Consider the following 18251-nt stretch of genomic DNA (forward strand, 5'->3'; position numbering starts at 1 on the left):
AGGTTTGGTAGGTTAGGCAGGTGCCGTCGAACTCCCCGTCCTCCATGCCAGAAGCGCCGGTCGAGGCTGCCCGCGTCGACACCGGCTCCGCCCAGGCCGCAGCCGCAGATCCATCGGCGAATGATGCCGCTCCGCGCACCGGTCGCATCCAGGTCCCGGTCCCGTCGATCGTCCGCGCTCGCGAGCGCGGACGCCTGGCCGCGCAGAACCCGGTGGTCCTCCGAACCGAGGTGCTGACCAAGAACTACGGGCAGGTCGCCGCGGCGAGCGACGTCTCGATCCAGGTGCACGCGGGATCCTTCACCGGCATCGTCGGCCCCAACGGCGCGGGCAAGACGACCACGCTCTCGATGATCAGCGGACTGAACCGTCCGACGTCCGGTCGCATCACGGTGCACGACATCGACGTCTGGGCCGACGGTCCCGCCGCGAAGCGCCTGATCGGTACCCTGCCGGATCGACTGCGTCTGTTCGACCGCCTGACCGGGGCGCAGCTTCTCTACTACATCGGCATCCTCAACGGCGTCCGCGAGGACGCGGTCGCCACGCGCGCCGCCGAACTGGCCGAGGCCTTCGGGTTGGGGTCGGCCATGGACCGGCTCGTCTCCGACTACTCGGCGGGCATGCAGAAGAAGATCGGTCTCGCCTGCGCGATGATCCACGCTCCCGAGGTGCTGGTGCTCGACGAGCCGTTCGAGGCGATCGACCCGGTCTCCGCCTCGAACGTGACCGACATCCTCGAGAAGTTCGTGGCCGGTGGCGGCAGTGTCATCATGTCGAGCCACAGCCTCGACCTGATCCAGCGCGTCTGCGACCACGTTTCGGTCATCGTCGACGGCAGCGTGATCGCTCAGGGCACGGTCGACGCGGTCCGCGACGGCATGAGCCTCGAAGAGCGATTCGCGCACCTCACGGGCGAATCCGGCGCAGAGAAGGGACTGCAGTGGCTGCACGGCTCCTCCGACTCCGTCTGACGCTGCTCGGGTCCGCGTTCCGCGGGTCCGCGGCCCAGGGGTTCCGGGCGGTGCTGGTCGGTCTGCTCGCTGTCGCGGTCGCTGTCGCGCTCGCCTGGCTGCCGACGCTGATCCTGCCCGAGGCGGCCGCACGCGCCGACCTTGACGTATTCATCGGCTCGGCGCTGCTCGGTGCGGCGCTGCTCGTTCCGTTCTTCGCGAATCGCGGGCACCTCGAGCCGCGGCAGTTCGCCTCGGTTCCGGCGCGTCCGGGGTCCATCGCGTCCGCGCTGCTGTTCAGCACCGTGCTGACCTGGCCCGCGATCCTGCTCCTGGTCTGGCTCGTGGCGCTCGCCGTCCTGCGGCCGGAGTGGCAGCAGCCGGTCTGGGCCCTGGCGCTCGGGCTGGTGCTCGCGTACCTGTTCGCGGTCACCGCGACCCGGGTCTCCTCGGCGCTCTCGAAGCTCTGGTTCGGACACGACCGCGGCGGTGTGCTGCGGGTCGTCGGAACGGTCCTGCTGGTCGCGCTGCTCCCGCTCGCGTTCTTCGGCATCACCGCGATCTCGGGTGCGCCGGAAGGCAGCACCAGCGCAGCCGCACGGGCGCTCGGCTGGTCGCCGTTCGGCGCGGCGTTCGCGGGCGCGCAGCAGGCCGCGAACGGGGACCTCGGTGCCGCGCTCCTGCACTTCGGCGTCCTCATTGCCGCAGTGGTCCTGCTGCTCGCGATCTGGTTCCCGATCGTGCGCGCATCCCTCCAGTCGGTCGAACGACCCGCCGACCCGGCGATCGCGCGGCGCGGCCTGGGCTGGTTCGAGCGCTTCTCGGCCAAGCCCGCTTCCGTCATCGCCGCGCGCGTGCTCACCTACTGGAGCCGCGACCCCCGCTACCGGGTGGGGCTCTCCGCGATCCCCTTCGTCCCGATCCTGATGATCCTCGCGTTCTGGGTCGCGGGTGCGGATCTGCGCACGCTGGCGGCGGTTCCGCTGCCCGTGATCCTGCTGCTGCTGGCGTGGTCCCTGCACAACGACGTCGCCATGGACTCGACCGCGATCTGGAGCCATGTCGCCAGCGGCATAGCCGGCCGCGACGATCGCCGTGGCCGTCTCGCTCCCGTGCTGCTGATCGGCCTGCCGGTCGCGCTGATCGGCTCGACCGTGACCGTCACGGTCATGGGAGAGTGGCGGGTGCTCCCCGCGGTGATCGGCATGAACCTCGCAGTGCTGTTCGTCACGTGCGGCGTCTCGAGCGTGTTCTCCGTGCTCATCCCGTATCCGACCACGCGCCCGGGCGACAGCCCGTTCGCTCAGCCCCAGTGGTCCGGCTCGGGTTCTGGGCTGTCCCAGACGCTGTCGATGATCGCCGCGCTGGTGTTCTCGGTGCCGGCGGTGTGGATCGCGGTCATCGCCCTGGTCGACGTGACCCCCGCGTGGAACCTCGGTGCGCTGGCCTTCGGCGTCGTCTACGGCACCGCGATCCTCGGGCTCGGAATCCTGCTCGGCGGGAAGATCTTCGACCGTCGGGGTCCCGAGCTCATCGCCGCGACGCAGGTCTTCGACTGAGCGCGACGGGGGAGCGGAACTCGCAGCAGCGTTTCGGCGTCGCCGCGTAGAATCGTCGCATGGGTATCTTCACGCGCGGCGACTCCTCTCCGGCCGGTGGCACCGATGTGCTGGACCGCGAGCTCGAGGAACTGCTGAATCAGGACCAGGTCGAGGACGGCGATCACGAGCGCTTCTCGCATTACGTTCCGAAGGACAAGATCCTCGAGTCCGCGATGACCGGTAAGCCGGTGCGCGCGCTCTGCGGGAAGAAATGGACGCCGTCGCGCGATCCCGAGAAGTTCCCGGTGTGCCCGGACTGCAAGCGCGTGTACGAACGTATGCGCAAGGACTGATCGGAGAGCGCGGGGTCTTCTCGGATCCGCGGGGCTTCCGGTCTCCGACGCACGAGGGCCGTTTATCCGGATCGGATGAACGGCCCTCGTACGTTTCCGGTGCGCTTCCTCGTGCGTTCGCGCGGTGCGTCCGGCTCAGCGGTACTCGGTCGTGATCGCGGGGTCTCCGCGGGTGAGGCGCATCGCGATCGGGGGCAGTTCGGCGACGCAGCGGGTGTGACGTTCGCGTGCGGCGGCGATCCCGTCGGAGCCGGTGAAACCGTCCTGCACGGTCCCGTCGATGACGAGGGGGACCAGCACTTCGCGGTTCGGCGAGGTGAGGTCGGCGCCTTCGGGCTCGCCCCCGGGGCCGTCTCCGAGAAGGATCAGTTCGGTCTGGGCGCGACCGCTCGCGTCGAACACCCGGCGGACGCTCTTGCGCCCGCCGACGGAGGCCTTGTCGGTGGACTTCTTCGCGACGGAGACCCAGTCGCCCGCGTCGTCGGTGCGTGCCACGAGCTTGTAGACCATGCCGAGCGTCGGGGTTCCCGATCCGACGACAACGGAGGTGCCGACTCCGAAGCTGTCGACGGGGGAGAACGCGAGCGAGGCGACGGTGTATTCGTCGAGGTCGTTGGTGACCGTGATCTTCGTCCGGGTCGCGCCGAGGCTGTCGAGCAGGTCGCGCACCTGCGCGACGACCACGGGGAGGTCGCCGGAGTCGATGCGGACGGCGCCGAGGTCGGTTCCGGCGACCTCGATCGCGGTGCGCACGCCCTGCTCGATGTCGTAGGTGTCGACGAGGAGGGTGGTACCGGTGCCGAGTGCGGCGATCTGGGCCTCGAACGCGGCCTGTTCGCTGTCGTGGAGCAGGGTGAAGGCGTGCGCCGCGGTGCCCATGGTGGGGATTCCGTAGCTGCGTCCCGCCTCCAGGTTCGAGGTGGCCGTGAACCCGGCGATGTAGGCGGCGCGTGCTGCGGCGACGGCGCTGCGCTCGCTCGTGCGGCGCGACCCCATCTCGGCGAGGGGCTTGCCGTTCGCGGCGTGGCTCATGCGGGATGCCGCGGTCGCGACGGCGGAGTCGGCGTTCAGGATGCTGAGCGCGAGCGTTTCGAGCAGGACTCCCTCGGCGAAGGTGGACTCGACGGTGAGGATGGGGGAGCCCGGGAAGAAGACTTCGCCCTCGGGGTATCCCCAGATGTTGCCGGTGAATCGGTAGTCGGCCAGCCAATCGAGGGTTTCGGATCGGAGGAAGTTCTCCTCGCGGAGCCAGTCGAGCTCGGCGTCGGTGAATCGGAACTGCTCGATCGCTTCGAGGAGGCGGCCGGTGCCCGCGACCACGCCGTATCGTCGACCGCCCGAGAGCCTGCGGGCGAAGAGTTCGAACATGCTCCGCCGGTGCGCGGTGCCCGATGCGAGGGCCGCGTCGACCATGGTGAGTTCGTAGCGATCGGTGAGGAGAGCCGTTGAAGGAGTCACGTCGCCAGCATATCGCCGGGGCTGCTGCGTCATCGGAAGTCCCGTGACGAGACCGCCTGCGGGGCCGGGAGCGGTTCGAACTCGGCGGCGACGATGTTCACGACGCCCTCGGGCGAGCGTTCGAGCGCTCCGGAGACGATGAGGGCGGGTGAGGCGCGCGCGATGGTCCGGAACCGCTGCCAGACGTCCGCCCACGTGATGATGTTGACGGTGCCGGATTCGTCCTCGAGGGTGAGGAAGACCACGCCGCCGCCGGTCGGCGGCTGCTGCCGATGCGTGACGATACCGGCGACCGCGACGAACCTGCCGGGCGGGAGCTGCTTGACCCGGTCGGAGCGGATGACGCCGCGCCGGTCGAGGCGATCGCGGAGCAGTGCGAGCGGGTGCCGGGATTCGCCGATCACGCCGGTGGTCCAGAGGTCGAGCGCGGTCTGCTCTTCCGGCGTGAGGAGGGGGAGGAGCGGCGGCTGCACGTGCACGGCGACCCCGGGCAGGTAGCGATCCCGGTTGTCCGCGGCGGGGCCGGCGCTCCAGAGCGCTTCCCTGCGGTCCACGCCGAGGCCGGCGCAGGCCCCGGCGGAGGCCAGGGCCTCGAGCTGCCTGCGATCGAGGTCGGCACGCCGGGCGAGATCCGCGAGATCGAGGAACGGGCCTGCCGTGCGCGCGGCTGCGATCCGTTCGGCGACCGCGGTCTCGATGCCCTGGATGCCGGAAAGTCCGAGACGGACGGCGAACGGACGGTCTCGGCGATGCCGGCCGGAGTCGTCGGCGGACCCTCGGACGAACGGCGGAATCGGCGGCTGATCCGCGCTGATGCACGATGCGGGGCTGCTGGGGCTGCTGGGGCCGATCGGGCCGCTGGAAGCGGCCGGGTGGGCCGGGGCGTGCTGCGTGTCCTGCGGGTGCGCGTTCTTCGAGGACGTCTCCTTCCGGGCTGTCTCCTGCGGTTCGAGCGATGCGTGGGCCTCGGACCGTTGCACGTCGGCCGGGCGGACCTGGACGCCGTGGCGGCGCGCGTCTTCGACGAGGGTGCGCGGCGCGTAGAAGCCCATGGGCTGCGCCCGGAGGAGACCGACGAGGAACGCGGCCGGATAGTGGAGCTTGAGCCACGCGCTGACGTAGACGAGCAGCGCGAAGCTGATGGAGTGGCTCTCGGCGAACCCGAAGTTGGCGAATGCCTCGATCTGCTCGTAGATGCGCGTGGACTCCTCGGGACCGAGCCCGTTGCGCTTCATACCCGCCAGGAGCTTGTCCTTGAGCGTGTTCATCTGCTCGGTGCCGCGTTTCGACCCCATGGAACGCCGCAGCAGATCGGCGTCCTCGGCATCGCAGCCTCCGATCGCCATGGCCATCTGCATCAGCTGCTCCTGGAAGAGGGGGACGCCGAGCGTGCGCTCGAGGACCGGCTTCAGCTTGGGGTGCGGGTATTCGGGTTCTTCCGTGCCGGCCCGGCGTCGGAGATACGGGTGCACGGCGCCGCCCTGCAGCGGACCCGGCCTGATCAGGGCGATCTCGATGACGAGGTCGTAGAAGCTGCGGGGGAGCAGTCGAGGGAGCGTGTTGATCTGGGCGCGGCTCTCGAGTTGGAAGACACCGACGGCATCGCCTCGGCAGAGCATGTCGTAGACGCCGGCTTCCTCCTTGGGGATCGTCTCGAGCGTCCAGCGTTCTCCGAGTGCTTCGGCCACGAGGTCCATCGAGATGCGGATCGCGCCGAGCATGCCGAGCCCGAGGAGGTCGAACTTGACGAGTCCCATGGCGGCGCAATCGTCCTTGTCCCACTGGAGCACGGTGCGCCCCGGCATGCGGGCGTGCTCGATCGGGCAGACTTCGCCGACGGGCTGCTCGGTGAGCACCATGCCTCCCGAATGGATGCCGAGGTGCCGCGGAGCCTTCATGAGTTGCTCCGCGAGGCCGGCGACGTCCGGTGGGAGCGCGTCGAGGTCCTGCTTGCCCGGTGTGTAGCCGAGCGCTTTCGCGGCGTCCCGCGCGGCGCTCTTGGGTCGATAGCTGATCACGTTCGCGACCTGGGCGGCGTTGCGTCGGCCGTAGCGTTCGTAGACGTACTGGATCACTTCTTCCCGACGTTCGGAATCGAAGTCGACGTCGATATCGGGTTCTTCCTCGCGCATGCTGGAGAGGAACCGTTCGAACGGGAGGTCGTAGAGCACCGAGTCGACGGCGGTGATGCCCAGCACGAAGCAGATCGCCGAGTTCGCCGCGGAGCCGCGTCCTTGGCAGAGGATGCCGCGTCCGTTGGCGAACTGAACGATGTCGTGCACGATGAGGAAGTATCCGGGGAAATCGAGCCGTTCGATGACGGCGAGCTCGCGCTCGAGCCGGTCCTCGACCTCGGGGTTGGGCAGCCGGTACCGTTCGGCAGCACCTCGCCAGGCGAGTTCGCGGAGCCAGCTGATCTGCGTATGGCCTTCGGGCACGTCGAGCTTGGGGAGCTTCGGTCGAGCGGTTCGGAGTGGGAATCCGATCTGGCGGGCGATGCTCGCCGTGCGCGTCACCGCGTCCGTGTGCCCGGCGAATCGGCGGAGCATCGAGGCGCCGGAACGGATCCGAGCGGCACCGGTCGCGGGCAGGTACGCGTCGATCTCGTCGAGGCTGCGTCGTGCGCGGATCGCGGCCATGGCGTCCGCGAGCTGGGCATGATCGGAGTGCGCGTAGTGGACGGCTCCGGTCGCGACGGTCGCGACTCCTGCCGCGGAGGCGAGCGCGGCCAGGCGGTCGACTCGGACGTCGTCGCCGGGGAGCCCGTGGTCGGTGAGTTCGACGAGGACGTGGTCGCGACCGAACCTGGCGATCAGGTCGTTGAGGGCCCGAACGGCCGCGGTGTCGCCGGCCTCCCGTGTGCCGGCGGAGTCCATCGCCTGACGGACCGCGCCCTTTCTGCACCCGGTGAGGATGGTCCATTCGCCGTTCGCGGTACCCGAGAGTGCATCGAGATCGTAGCGTGGGCGCCCCTTTTCTCCACCGGCGAGCTGGGCTTCGGTGATCGCCCCGGCGAGGCGGTGGTACCCGTCGACGCCGTTCGCGAGGACGAGCAGGTGCGTGCCTCCCGGGTCGGCGATTCCCAGCTGGGGTGCGTCGAGACCGATGGTGAGCTCCGCGCCGTACACAGTGTCGAGCGGTGCGGCTGCGAATCGCGCGGCCTCGGCGAATCGCGCGGCGCCGTAGAACCCGTCGTGATCGGTGATCGCGATGCCGGTGAGGCCGAGCCGGGCGGCTTCCGCGATGAGCGCCTCCGGCGAGCTCGCCCCGTCGAGGAAGCTGTAGTGGGAGTGCGCGTGCAGTTCCGCGTACGGCACGGACGCCGGAGGCGCTGCCGGATCGCCGATGCGTTCGTTCGTAGCCGTTCGCGGTGGAGCCGATCCATCGGCCGGTTCTGGCCCTCGCAGCGGGGCGAGCATGGCGTCGTGCGAGCGAGCGTGCGTTGGCGGACGGGCCGAGAGGATGCGTTCGAGCTCACCCCACTCCCGTCGAGAACTGTCCCATTTCATGTGCGCTCACCTCCTGGCCGCTCAGTCGTACTGTCCTTCCGCGAACCAGGCCGGAGGGTCTGCGGAGACACCGTCGGAGTCGGCCGCATCGGCGGTGCCGGTCCTCGGACGCTCTCCCGGAGTGGCTCCGCCCGCAGCGCACTGGATCTGCGGGCCGTGCTGGATTCGGCCGGTGCGATGCAGCAGCCAGGCACTGCCGTCGTCGAGGACCAGTTGCACGCGGAAACGCTCCACGGAGGTGTTCCACCACCGTTCTCGGACGGGCCACGGCGCGGACCAGGCGATGACGCGGTGAGCGGCTCCGTGCCCGTCGACCCTGAGCGATACCGGATCACTGCTCAGCAGGTCGTCGTCGAGCAGCACCGGGTTGCCCGAAGCGTCCAGCAGATCCGCGGGGAGCGGGTCCGGGAATACGCGACTCGGCGCATCGGCCGCGGCGAGTCCATTGGGCCAGGGACCCGCCCCCAGGCTTCGGTGCGCGGTACGAGGTGCGCGCGTGCCCCAGGGGGAGAACCTCTGACGTTCCGCGCTGAGTCTGCCTCCGGTCAGCGACCCGATGACGGCGCCGTCGTGCCCGACGAGGTTCTGCAAGCGGGTGATGTGGTGGTGCACGCGTTCGTCGGGCTCACTGCTCCACAGGCCGGGCTCATGGGCGGCGGTGCGTTCGACGCGTTCGGGAGCCACGCGCAGCGCCGCGATTCCCGCACCGGTGCGCTCGGTACTGCTGTGCAGCCCGCTCGCCTGCCAGCGAATCCGGTTGATGAGGTCCGAAGCGGTGAACCGTCCCGGGTGCGCCCAGGTGCGTTCGTAACGGACTCCGACGTCATCGATGAGTTCGATGCGAACCTCCGTGCAGACGAGAGTTTCCGCGAGGAGCTCCGTGATGAAGCGTTCCGCCGCCGCGCTGGATGCGAAGGCCAGCTGGTCGGTGCTGCTCAGCGGCGGCTCGAAGTCGAGGGACAGAGCGATCTCGCGGGGAGCGGTGGGAAGCGGTGCATGATCGAGGGCGGTGGGTCGCGCCCCGGCGAGCCGATGCGCGTCGACGCCGGACGGTCCGAAACGCTGCCTGACGGACTCTTCGGGGAGCGCGGCGAAGTCCCCGAGCGTGCGGATGCCGAGTCCGAGGAGCACCTCTGCGAGGTCCGGGGGAGCCGCGCGGGAAATGGGCAGCGCGCTCAGGAATCGAGCCGATGCTGAGCGTGGAACGATCCGAACGCCATCTGAGGGCGCGCTGACCATGGGTACGGCGCTCCCGGCTCGTGCGGCTTGGGCAGCTGCGAACCGGCCATCGGCGATTCCGACCCGAGCTTCGGAGAAACCGAGCTCATGGACGAGTCCGAGCAATGCTTCTGCTGCCGCCCGTTCGGTGCCGTAGTAGCGGGCGGGTCCACGAGCTCGAAGCGCGCAGATGCCGGGACGGATCTGCCGGACGCCCGGAACGAGTCGTTCGATTGCGGCGAGCACGGGGGCGAAACGGCGGTCGTCGGTCTCCGGGTGGTGAGGATGGAGCTCGATCCCGGGGCAGAGGCGGCTGGCCTCTCGCTCTCGGATGCCGACGCGGACCCCGGAGGCTCGAGCTGCAGTCGAGCAGGCGACGACGCGGTGCCCGGAGACGAGCGCGATGGGCGCTGCGAGAGTCCCCGCTCCCGCCACGTCCTCCGCGCGCGGAGCGCTGTGACCGAGCGTTCGCGGTGTGCTCGTGTCCTGCGGCGCGAGGCGTTGTTCGGCTTCGCGCTCCAGACGGTGAGCGTGGATCGGCCAGTCGGGTACCCAGACGACGATCGTTCGATCGGGGTCATCCGATGCACGCCCGGTGTGAACGGTCATCGCAGCGCCTCCAGGATCCGTTCCCTGGGCGCGGACGGTCTCCCGCCGTCGAAGCTGATGGTGCGCGTGCTCGGTCCGCGCCGATCCATGGTCTGCACGGTGAGCGTGTGCTGAGCGAGGATGCCGCGCCCGGTTCCGAGGCCCTGCCACCTCGAATCGGTGACCCGAAGGGTGCTGGTCGGATGCGGCCAATCGCCGACGCAGATGAGGACGGCGCCGCGTTCGCGCAAGCGTGCGGCTACGCGGTCGGCGTCGGCTTGACGGACGGGTCCCGATGTCCGGGTCAGGACGACGGAAAGTACCTCTGAGAGCGTGGCGACGGCACCCAGCGTTCGGTCTCCGGGGCGCGGTACCAGGACGAAGCGCTCGAGGGCGATGCCGAGCGCGGCTGCGGCTTCGAGCCCGAGATCGGGGAACCCCACGGCCCCGCACCACATGCCGGACGCCGAAGCGCCAGCGATCAGTGCCAGCGCGAGAGCGAGCGAGCCGTGCACGGAGTAGCTGCAGCCGCGCATCAGGGCTCCTCCGGGGAGGAGCGACGCCAGCTCCGAGCGGGTCGGCACGCTGCGATCGCCGAGCTGCGGAACCTGCATCTCGGTGATGCGCTGCTGCAGAGCGCGGACTGCGGAGGGGGCTGACATGGAGCAATATTCGAACATATGTTCGAATAAGTCAATCTGATTGCGCAGATGCGCTCCGCCTCGCGTGTCGGCGCGGAGCGAGACACCGGTGCTGTTGACTGCTCCGGGGAATCGCTAGGATGGGTGCGATGAACGAAGACGACCTGGACGACTACGAACGCGATGCAGAGCTTGCTCTGTTCCGCGAGTACCGCGACATCGTCGGGCAGTTCCGATACGTCGTCGAGACCGAGCGGCGGTTCTACCTCGCGAACGAGGTCGATCTGCAGCGGCGCGACGCCGGGAGCGACTTCTACTTCGAGCTCGCGATGAACGACGTCTGGGTATGGGATGTCTACCGTGCCGATCGGTTCGTGAAGTCGGTCCGTGTGCTCACCTTCAAGGACGTCAACGTCGAGGAGCTCTCCGCGCGGGAGTTCTCCTTGCCGCAGGACCTCTCGCTCGACAAGTAGTCGCGCACCGCGGGAACGTTCTGCGTCCCTCCCCAAGGCGCGTCGACGCGCGCATGAGCTCTGTGACGCGCTGAGGCCTGTGTACAGCGCACCGGGCGGGTGCGCCACCTTCGAGACTGTGCTCGGAGGTGCAAATGACCAGCACGAATACCCGGACGCTCGATACCATCCCCGACCGCCAGACTCTGGGGCGATGGGGCGAGAAGACCGCGGCGGACTACCTCGAATCCCGCGGATACCGCATTCTCGCTCGCAACTGGCGTACGCGGGAAGGCGAGCTCGACCTCGTCGCCTGCCAGACTGATTGCCTCGTCGCGGTCGAAGTGAAGACTCGGAGCGGTCAAGGGTACGGCAGCCCGCTCGAAGCGATCACGCGACGTAAGGCCCGCCGACTGAGACGACTGCTGCTCGAATGGGTCAGGGAGCATCGGCCGGGAGCTGAACGACTCCGGATCGACGCGATCGGCATCACGGTGAGGCCCGGAGAACTCCCCGGGATCGACCATCTCCGGGGGATCGTATGAGCGAGACCGCAGTCTGCCGTGCCGCTGCGATCGCACTGTCTGGACTCGACGGGGCACCCGTGTTCGTCGAGGCAGCGCTCTCCCAGCAACTCCCCGGGATCGGAATCGTGGGTCTCCCCGATACCGCGCTCGCCGAAGCGAAGTCTCGGGTCCGGGTGGCCACTGAGAAGGTCGGACTCAAACTGGCCGACCGATTCATCCTGATCAACCTCGCGCCCGCTGCGCTTCCCAAACACGGGTCGGGGTTCGACCTCGCGATCGCGCTTGCCGCCCTCGCCGCTTCCGGAAGAGTTCCGGCCGCACGGATGAGCAGCGTCGTGCATCTGGGTGAGCTCGCACTGGATGGTGAGCTCCGGCGTCCTCCGGGCCTGCTCAGCGCGGTTCTCGCTGCGCGTCGCCTCGGGTTCGAACGGGTCATGGTTCCGGAATCCGCCGCGGTCGAATCCTCGCTGGTGCCCGGCATCGAGACGATCGCGGTCCGCGATCTCGCGGACGCCGTCGCCTGGCACTCCGGAGAAGACCGCGCCTGGCGAATCGTGGCCCCGGAGACCTCCGCGCGGCGGAACGAGCCTGCTCGCGCACGTGACCTCCAAGATGACGATCGTGCGCACCCGGCACCCGACGGGGCTCCGGACACGGTCGACATCATCGGACAGGACGAAGCGGTGGACGCGCTCGTCGTCGCAGCGGCGGGCAGGCACCATCTCTCGCTGACCGGTCCTCCGGGTGCAGGGAAGACCCTGCTGGCGGCTTGCCTCCCGACGATCCTCCCCGATCTGAGCCCGGAAGAATCCCTCGTCGCGAGCAGCATCGCCTCGCTCGGCAGCGACACGCTGAGGCACCTGGTCGTGCGCCCTCCCTTCGAACAACCTCATCACACTGCATCGGCGATCGCGATCATCGGCGGGGGCGATGGTAGAGGAGTGCGTCCCGGAGCAGTGACGCGGGCTTGCCACGGAGTGCTGTTCCTCGACGAGGCCGCGGAGTACCCGAGGCACGTCCTCGATGCGCTCAGGCAGCCGCTCGAATCAGGAACCGTCGACATCCACCGTGCTCGTTTCCGCGCGACGCTCCCGGCGAAAACGCAGTTGCTGCTGGCATCGAACCCCTGTCCCTGCGGGAATGCAGGATCTCTCGACGCGGCGGCGGAATGCACGTGCACGCCCATCGCCAGGATGCGGTACCGGTCGCGTATCTCCGGCCCGCTGTCCGACCGGATCGATCTCAAGATCGAGGTGCGTCGAGTGTCCAGCGTGCAGGAGCGCCCCGCAGGCGCCGAGGGACGGACGAGCGCAGAACTCCGTGCGCGTGTCACACGCGCACGAGAACGGGCGGCCGTGCGGCTGCGAGAAACCCCCTGGACCGTCAACTCCGACCTCCCAGGGCAGTGGCTTCGCGGACCCGCGGCGAAACTGCCCCGCTCCGAGACGGTGGTGCTCGACCGGGCCCTCGCTCTCGGGGCGGTGACGCTTCGAGGCTACGACCGGACGCTCCGCGTCGCATGGACCCTGGCTGACCTCTCTGAGGTCGACCGTCCCGGACGCCGGGAGATCGCCCAAGCGCTCATCCTTCGTGAGGGGAATCTGGCATGACAACCGCTGACGCCCGAACACACGGGCAGAGCACCGATGCCTCGAAGCCGACGCTCGCGGACCGTGAGCTTCGCAGAGCACTACGCAGGCTCTATCCGAGTTCTTCCGAGACCGTCTCCGCGCCGGAAGACGACTCGGGCGCCGACGAGGCGAGGATCGCCCGAGTGGCATGGTCGCGCATCCTCGAACCCGGAGACGGAACCGCAGGGGCCCTCATCGCAGCAGTGGGCGCGTCGACCGCGCTGAAACTGCTTCTTGCCGGAGCCTCACCCGAGCAGGTCGCCCGGGCATGGACGGAAGCGGACCCGCATGCCGCGCCCCAGAATCGATCGCTCCACGCCGCACTCGAACGCTGGAAACCGCGTCTGGACCGCAACGCGACGCTCGCCGACCTCGAACGAGCGGCTCAGGCCGGCCTGCAACCCGTATTCCCCGGAGACGGCACCTGGCCGGAACAGCTCCACGACCTCGGGCCCCACGCGCCGGTCATGCTGTGGGTGCGCGGAGACCCGCGCGCACTCGGACTGCATTCGCTGGCGATCGTCGGGGCGCGAGCCGCCACTCCGTACGGAACGCACACCACCGCGGAACTCACCTCAGGAGTGTGCGTCGCGGGCGCATCCATCGTCTCCGGAGCAGCCTACGGAATCGACGCAGCGGCTCACCGCGCCGCGCTCGCCGCAGGCGCTCCGACGGTGGCGGTGCTTGCCGGCGGAGCCGAGCGACCGTACCCCATGGGCAACTCGGATCTCATCGATCGAATCGCGGAGCACGGGGCGGTCTGCTCGGAGGTCGTCCCGGGCACTGCGCCGACACGATGGAGGTTCCTGCAGCGCAACCGTCTCGTGGCAGCGCTCTCCGCCGCGACGCTGGTCACCGAAGCGGGCATCAGGTCCGGCTCGTTGAACACGGCAGGGCACGCGGCGCAGCTCGGACGTGCGCTGGGCGCCGTGCCCGGTCCGATCACATCGGCGGCCTCCGCCGGGTGCCACCGGCTGATTCGCGAGTACTTCGCATCGCTCGTCACGTCTCCGAGCGATGCCTGCGAGCTCGTCGGCCTGGACCTGGCCGTCGAAGTTCCCGGGACGCAGGTGAACTCGCGAGGCAGTCGCAATGGTCCGATCGACGCGGATTCCTCCCCGGGTGGAACCGCAGGTGAGCCCCAGCGTTCTCCGATCATGCACCGACGCATCCTCGATGCGCTCCCGCTTCGAGGAGCACGCGGGCTGGACGCGATCGTGCAACTCGCGGGTGTCGCGCCCAGGGACGCCCGTGAAGCGCTCGCGGAGCTGGAACTGCTCGGTCTGATCGAGAAGCGCGAACGGCCGGATAGCTATGAACACCAGTGGGCGTTCTGCCGAGCCGGACGGGAACGGCGCGGGTGAAGGGAACGGAGCGCTCGGATCAGAAACGTTCGTCGAGAATCGCCGGGAGCACGAGCTCTCGCACGAAGGACGCGGGGGAGAGGCGCATCATCGTGCGCACGACCTCGACGACGTCATGCACCGGAATGAGCGTGCCTGCACCGCGAGCCGCTGCTTCTTCCGCCGGTACCGACAGGGGATCCTCGGTGTTCAAGAACCCCAATTGCAGCACGCTCACCGAGAGGCGGTGCTGACGGTAGCCCTCACGCAGAGCGTCGGCGATGCCGGTGAGAGCGAACTTGGAAGCACCGAACGCGACTTCCGGCCGGCCGCTGCGCGGCACTCCGGAGGTCGAGCCGGTGAGAATCACCCGCGGATGCGAACTCGCCAAGAGCGACGGCAGCAGACGGTGCAGCAAGAGCAGCGGGCCGGTGACGTTCGCGGTCACCAGCGCCTCGACCTCCTCCGCGCCGGACTCGAGGAAGTCGTACTTCTCGGAAAAGGCGGTCTCCTCCCAGATCCCGAGGTTGTAGAAGATCACGTCGAGCGTCGGCGGAAGGGCCTCGGCGATCGACGCTGCGGCTCCGCGCGGATCGGAGAAGTCGGCGCCGATCCAGGACAGAGAGCCGCTGCGTGCGTCTGCGGCGAGTTCCTCCGGCGGGTTCGCGCCGCGGGAAACACCGAAGACACGATGTCCGTCCTCGAGCATCGCGGAGGCGAGAGCGAGCCCCAGGCCGCGACTCGCTCCGACGATCAAGACGTTCAGAGAGGGCATTGCACTATTCATCGGAGGGCCCCCGGGTTGCCGTCACAAGAACCACCGCAGCAGAGGCGCCCAGGCCGGAGTGTGTCGAACGTCTCGTGAACCGCGCGGAATCGGTCTCCGAACGGCCTCGCCACCGCGCCGAAGCAACGGCAAGAGGAAGGCGTGCGCCCTGGGAGTCCCTCAGTTCGAGCGGTGGCATCGACCGCGGTCTCGTCTCGTCCGTGTTCCGTGAGCAGTTCGACCGTCAGCCCTGAGCCCCGTTCTCGAACAGTCCGTCGAGACGGCATGCGGGTCGATCTGGTCGGCATTTCCACAGGCTAGCAGCGCGTGTGCGGCGTAGCCCGCGAGAAACCGCAGTCACCGACACGGGCAGCAGCGCGCACGATTTCGCCGGCAGCGCCAGAATGGGAGCATGAACCTCGGCACGGCGATCGACGGCTTCCTCACGGCAGTCGAGTTCGAGTACGGCTACTCGCCGCAGACCGTTCGCGCCTACCGTCGAGACCTCCTCTCCTTCTCGGAGTACCTCGAAGCGTCGGACCCCGACTCGGGGCCGGACTCGGACGTATCCGAACTCGGGCTCGAAGCGCTTCGGGATTGGCTCTGGTCCCGCCAGGAACGGGGACTCGCGCAGAGCACCCTCGCACGCAACGTCGCGACGCTCAAATCGTTCGGGAAATGGCTCGAACAGCACCGGCTCGTCGCGGGAAACCCGGCCTCCCGACTCCGAACGCCGAAAGCCCCGCGCGCCCTCCCGAGAGTGCTCTCCGACGATCAGGTCTCGCGCATCCTCGACCGTGCCGACGGCCTGGCGCAGACCGGAGACCCGATCGCGGTACGGGACCGCGCCCTTCTCGAACTGCTCTACGCGACGGCGCTTCGCGTCTCCGAAGTGTGCGGCCTCGACCTCTCGGGACTGGACCGCACTCAGCGCACCGTGCGCGTCGTCGGTAAAGGTGCGAAAGAACGGGTCGTCCCGTTCGGCGCCCCCGCCGCGCTCGCGCTCGAACAGTATCTGACGAGCGCCAGGCCGGATCTGCTGAGCGCCGCCACGGACGCCTCGAACGCCTCGAGGGCCGAGCGTGAGCGCGCAGGGGCAGCGGTGTTCCTCTCGGCATCCGGAAGCCGGATCCAGACGCACCAGATCTACCGCCTGGTCGCACGTTCGCTCGAGCAGGAACCCGGAAGCGGGCCCCGAGGCCCGCACACGCTCCGGCACACGGCCGCGACGCACCTGCTGAACGGAGGCGCGGACCTGCGCGTCGTCCAGGAGATGCTCGGCCACTCGAGCCTCGCGAGCACCCAGGTATACACCCACGTCTCGACCGAGCGCCTCGCGCAGAGCTACCGGCAGGCGCACCCGCGCGCGTGACCCGTGTCACGGCCGCCGGCGGGTCGGTGTGCCCGCGACGCGGCTCTTCGGAGCGCCGGGCGACCCCATCGCCCCGATGCGGCCTCCGTCCGTGCCCCGGATCGCGACCGCGCACCGGACTCGGCATCGAAGCGGTCGAACTCGACCAGGGGAGGAGCCTCGGCTTCGACACGAAGAACCTCACCGGATTCGCGTACTCGCCGTCGACGCGCACCCCGATATGGACGCACTCGTCCGCGCAATGGCCGCCCTGAGCGACGACGCCGACGGTGTCGCCTGCGGCCAGCGTCGTGCCTGCGACGAGCGTCGACTCGACCGGCTCGATCGAGAGCACCGTGCGCTCATCGATCCTGATGGAGAGCACCGGCCGATCCACCACGGCTCCCACGAAGGCGAGCGTTCCGCGGGCGGGCGCGCGCACCGGTCCGCCGGGAGACGCGGGTACATCGATTCCGCGGTGCCCCGACGCGTAGGGCGAGGGCGGCGCCCGATACGGACCGATGACCCGGAAGGGCCCGGGAACGGGCGAAGACCAAGCCGCCCGCTCGCTCGGCTGGACCGGCGGCGTCGCTGCAGACGGCCCGACGGTCGACGCGGTCGACCAGGAGAGGAGCAGTGCGGCGACGGGCGCGAGCAGCGACCGTGCACGGAACCGGAGAGGGAGGGGCATGCGGGAAGTCTGCGGTCGGGTGGGCGCGCGCGGTGCCGACTCCACAGGAGATCAGGCGAGAAGGCCCGACCGGATGCGCCGACGCTGCTTGGGGAGGGAGAAGCGGTTCGCGGAGGCGCGCCGGAGCGCGTTCGACGGTGCCGCGTATCGACAATCCGTGTATGCTTGTGGGGCACCTCTTATGGGGTGACTTCGCGTGCCCGCTCATCGGCGCGCCGCCACCGGTCTTCACCGAGCACATCCCTCGCGGTTCTTCGTGAGGCGTGCAGAGGGAAGCGGCGGATCCCGAGGGCACCAGGAATCGGTCGCATCGCGACCGGCACTCAACCGCAAGCGCGCACCGTTCGGTGCGCTGACACCAAGGAGAACGACCATGGCCGTCGTCACCATCCGCCAGCTGCTCGACAGCGGCGTCCACTTCGGACACCAGACCCGTCGCTGGAACCCCAAGATGAAGCGCTTCATCTTCACCGAGCGCTCGGGCATCTACATCATCGACCTGCAGCAGTCGCTCGGCTACATCGACGACGCGTACGAGTTCGTCAAGAACACCGTCGCCCGCGGCGGCAACATCCTCTTCGTCGGCACGAAGAAGCAGGCCCAGGAGGCCATCGCGGAGCAGGCTGCTCGCGTGAACCAGCCCTACGTGAACCAGCGCTGGCTCGGCGGCCTCCTCACCAACTTCCAGACCGTCACCAAGCGCCTCGAGCGCATGAAGGAGCTCGAGCAGCTCGACTTCGAGGGCGGCACCAGCGGCTTCACCAAGAAGGAGCTCCTGCTCAAGAAGCGCGAGCTCGAGAAGCTGCAGAAGTCGCTCGGCGGCATCCGTCACATGACCAAGACGCCGTCGGCGCTCTGGGTCGTCGACACCAAGAAGGAGCACCTCGCGATTGACGAGGCGAAGAAGCTCGGGATCCCCGTGATCGCGATCCTCGACACCAACTGCGATCCCGACGAGGTCACCTTCCCGATTCCCGGCAACGACGACGCCATCCGCTCGGTGTCGCTGCTCACCCGCGTGATCGCCGACGCCGCCGCTGAGGGCCTCATGGAGCGCCACCAGAAGCCGGCCGAGGGCGAGACCGCCGCCGAGCCGCTCGCCGAGTGGGAGGTCGAGCTGCTGAACGCCGACCAGGCCGCCGAGGCCCCCGCAGCCGAGAGCACCGAGGCCGCTGCGGCGACCGAGGCTCCCGCCGAGTCTGCCGAGTAATCGGTTTCCGAACCACCGA

General features: G+C 69.1%; 14 protein-coding genes and 2 pseudogenes. 9 read left to right on the forward strand and 7 right to left on the reverse strand.

Features of this window, described 5'->3' with window-relative positions; genetic code table 11:
• The first annotated feature begins 44 nt into the window (after positions 1 to 44).
• Genes ABD169_RS08705 through ABD169_RS08715 form a run of 3 tightly spaced genes read left to right on the forward strand, consistent with a single transcriptional unit; the run spans position 45 to position 2847 of the window.
• Positions 45 to 974 carry an ABC transporter ATP-binding protein gene (locus tag ABD169_RS08705; RefSeq protein ID WP_344031445.1) on the forward strand — a complete coding sequence of 310 codons (930 nt, stop codon included), beginning with the start codon at positions 45 to 47 and terminating at the stop codon, positions 972 to 974.
• Positions 944 to 2512, forward strand: a complete 1569-nt coding sequence (locus tag ABD169_RS08710) for a hypothetical protein (RefSeq protein WP_344031447.1) — start codon at positions 944 to 946, stop codon at positions 2510 to 2512. Before ABD169_RS08705 ends, ABD169_RS08710 begins: the two co-directional genes overlap by 31 nt.
• A 59-nt stretch (positions 2513 to 2571) precedes the next feature.
• Positions 2572 to 2847, forward strand: a complete 276-nt coding sequence (locus ABD169_RS08715; protein ID WP_046455647.1) for a DUF3039 domain-containing protein — start codon at positions 2572 to 2574, stop codon at positions 2845 to 2847.
• Positions 2848 to 2982: 135 nt separating this feature from the next.
• On the opposite strand, the gene ABD169_RS08720 is transcribed toward ABD169_RS08715, so the two are convergent.
• The 5 genes and pseudogenes from ABD169_RS08720 to ABD169_RS08740 all read right to left on the reverse strand — a co-directional run bounded on the left by ABD169_RS08720 (position 2983) and on the right by ABD169_RS08740 (position 10282).
• Entirely contained in the window at positions 2983 to 4305 is a 1323-nt protein-coding gene (locus tag ABD169_RS08720) for a nicotinate phosphoribosyltransferase (protein WP_344031449.1), read from the reverse strand.
• Between the two features lie 29 nt (positions 4306 to 4334).
• Positions 4335 to 7814 (reverse strand): PHP domain-containing protein, encoded by a 3480-nt coding sequence (locus tag ABD169_RS08725; RefSeq protein ID WP_344031451.1) that lies wholly within the window; start codon positions 7812 to 7814, stop codon positions 4335 to 4337.
• Positions 7815 to 7835: 21 nt separating this feature from the next.
• The gene (locus ABD169_RS08730; RefSeq protein WP_344031672.1) at positions 7836 to 8945 is read right to left on the reverse strand and encodes a hypothetical protein; all 1110 of its coding nucleotides are present in this window, start codon (positions 8943 to 8945) and stop codon (positions 7836 to 7838) included.
• A 150-nt stretch (positions 8946 to 9095) separates the two neighbouring features.
• Positions 9096 to 9641, reverse strand: a pseudogene (locus ABD169_RS08735) (Y-family DNA polymerase); the annotation flags it as partial.
• Positions 9638 to 10282 carry a hypothetical protein gene (locus ABD169_RS08740; protein WP_046455650.1) on the reverse strand — a complete coding sequence of 215 codons (645 nt, stop codon included), beginning with the start codon at positions 10280 to 10282 and terminating at the stop codon, positions 9638 to 9640. The pseudogene ABD169_RS08735 and the gene ABD169_RS08740, both read right to left, overlap by 4 nt.
• 128 nt (positions 10283 to 10410) lie before the next feature.
• On the opposite strand from ABD169_RS08740, the gene ABD169_RS08745 reads away from it, so the two are divergent.
• The 4 genes from ABD169_RS08745 (at position 10411) to dprA (ending at position 14235) form a co-directional block, all read left to right on the forward strand.
• Positions 10411 to 10734 carry a DUF2469 domain-containing protein gene (locus ABD169_RS08745; protein WP_046455651.1) on the forward strand — a complete coding sequence of 108 codons (324 nt, stop codon included), beginning with the start codon at positions 10411 to 10413 and terminating at the stop codon, positions 10732 to 10734.
• A gap of 134 nt (positions 10735 to 10868) precedes the next feature.
• Positions 10869 to 11258: a YraN family protein gene (locus tag ABD169_RS08750; RefSeq protein ID WP_046455652.1), complete on the forward strand. Its 390-nt coding sequence runs from the start codon at positions 10869 to 10871 to the stop codon at positions 11256 to 11258.
• On the forward strand, positions 11255 to 12850 hold the full coding sequence (locus ABD169_RS08755; RefSeq protein WP_344031455.1) for a YifB family Mg chelatase-like AAA ATPase: 1596 nt from the start codon (positions 11255 to 11257) through the stop codon (positions 12848 to 12850). Before ABD169_RS08750 ends, ABD169_RS08755 begins: the two co-directional genes overlap by 4 nt.
• 164 nt (positions 12851 to 13014) lie before the next feature.
• Positions 13015 to 14235 (forward strand): DNA-processing protein DprA, encoded by a 1221-nt coding sequence (gene dprA / locus ABD169_RS08760; protein WP_344031457.1) that lies wholly within the window; start codon positions 13015 to 13017, stop codon positions 14233 to 14235.
• 19 nt (positions 14236 to 14254) lie between these two features.
• On the opposite strand, the gene ABD169_RS08765 is transcribed toward dprA, so the two are convergent.
• Positions 14255 to 15001, reverse strand: coding sequence for an SDR family NAD(P)-dependent oxidoreductase (locus ABD169_RS08765; RefSeq protein ID WP_344031459.1), 747 nt, complete (start codon positions 14999 to 15001; stop codon positions 14255 to 14257).
• 391 nt (positions 15002 to 15392) lie between these two features.
• Between ABD169_RS08765 and ABD169_RS08770 the strand changes: the two genes are divergently transcribed.
• On the forward strand, positions 15393 to 16352 hold the full coding sequence (locus ABD169_RS08770; RefSeq protein ID WP_344031460.1) for a tyrosine recombinase: 960 nt from the start codon (positions 15393 to 15395) through the stop codon (positions 16350 to 16352).
• Positions 16353 to 16548: 196 nt separating this feature from the next.
• On the opposite strand, the pseudogene ABD169_RS16180 reads toward ABD169_RS08770, so the two are convergent.
• Positions 16549 to 17022, reverse strand: a pseudogene (locus ABD169_RS16180) (peptidoglycan DD-metalloendopeptidase family protein); the annotation flags it as partial.
• Positions 17023 to 17395: 373 nt separating this feature from the next.
• On the opposite strand from ABD169_RS16180, the gene rpsB reads away from it, so the two are divergent.
• Complete coding sequence (gene rpsB / locus ABD169_RS08775) at positions 17396 to 18232, forward strand: 30S ribosomal protein S2 (RefSeq protein ID WP_344031461.1); 837 nt, start codon at positions 17396 to 17398, stop codon at positions 18230 to 18232.
• Positions 18233 to 18251 lie beyond the last annotated feature (19 nt).

The sequence above is a fragment of the Leucobacter iarius genome, from assembly GCF_039530105.1.
Taxonomy (GTDB): domain Bacteria; phylum Actinomycetota; class Actinomycetes; order Actinomycetales; family Microbacteriaceae; genus Leucobacter; species Leucobacter iarius.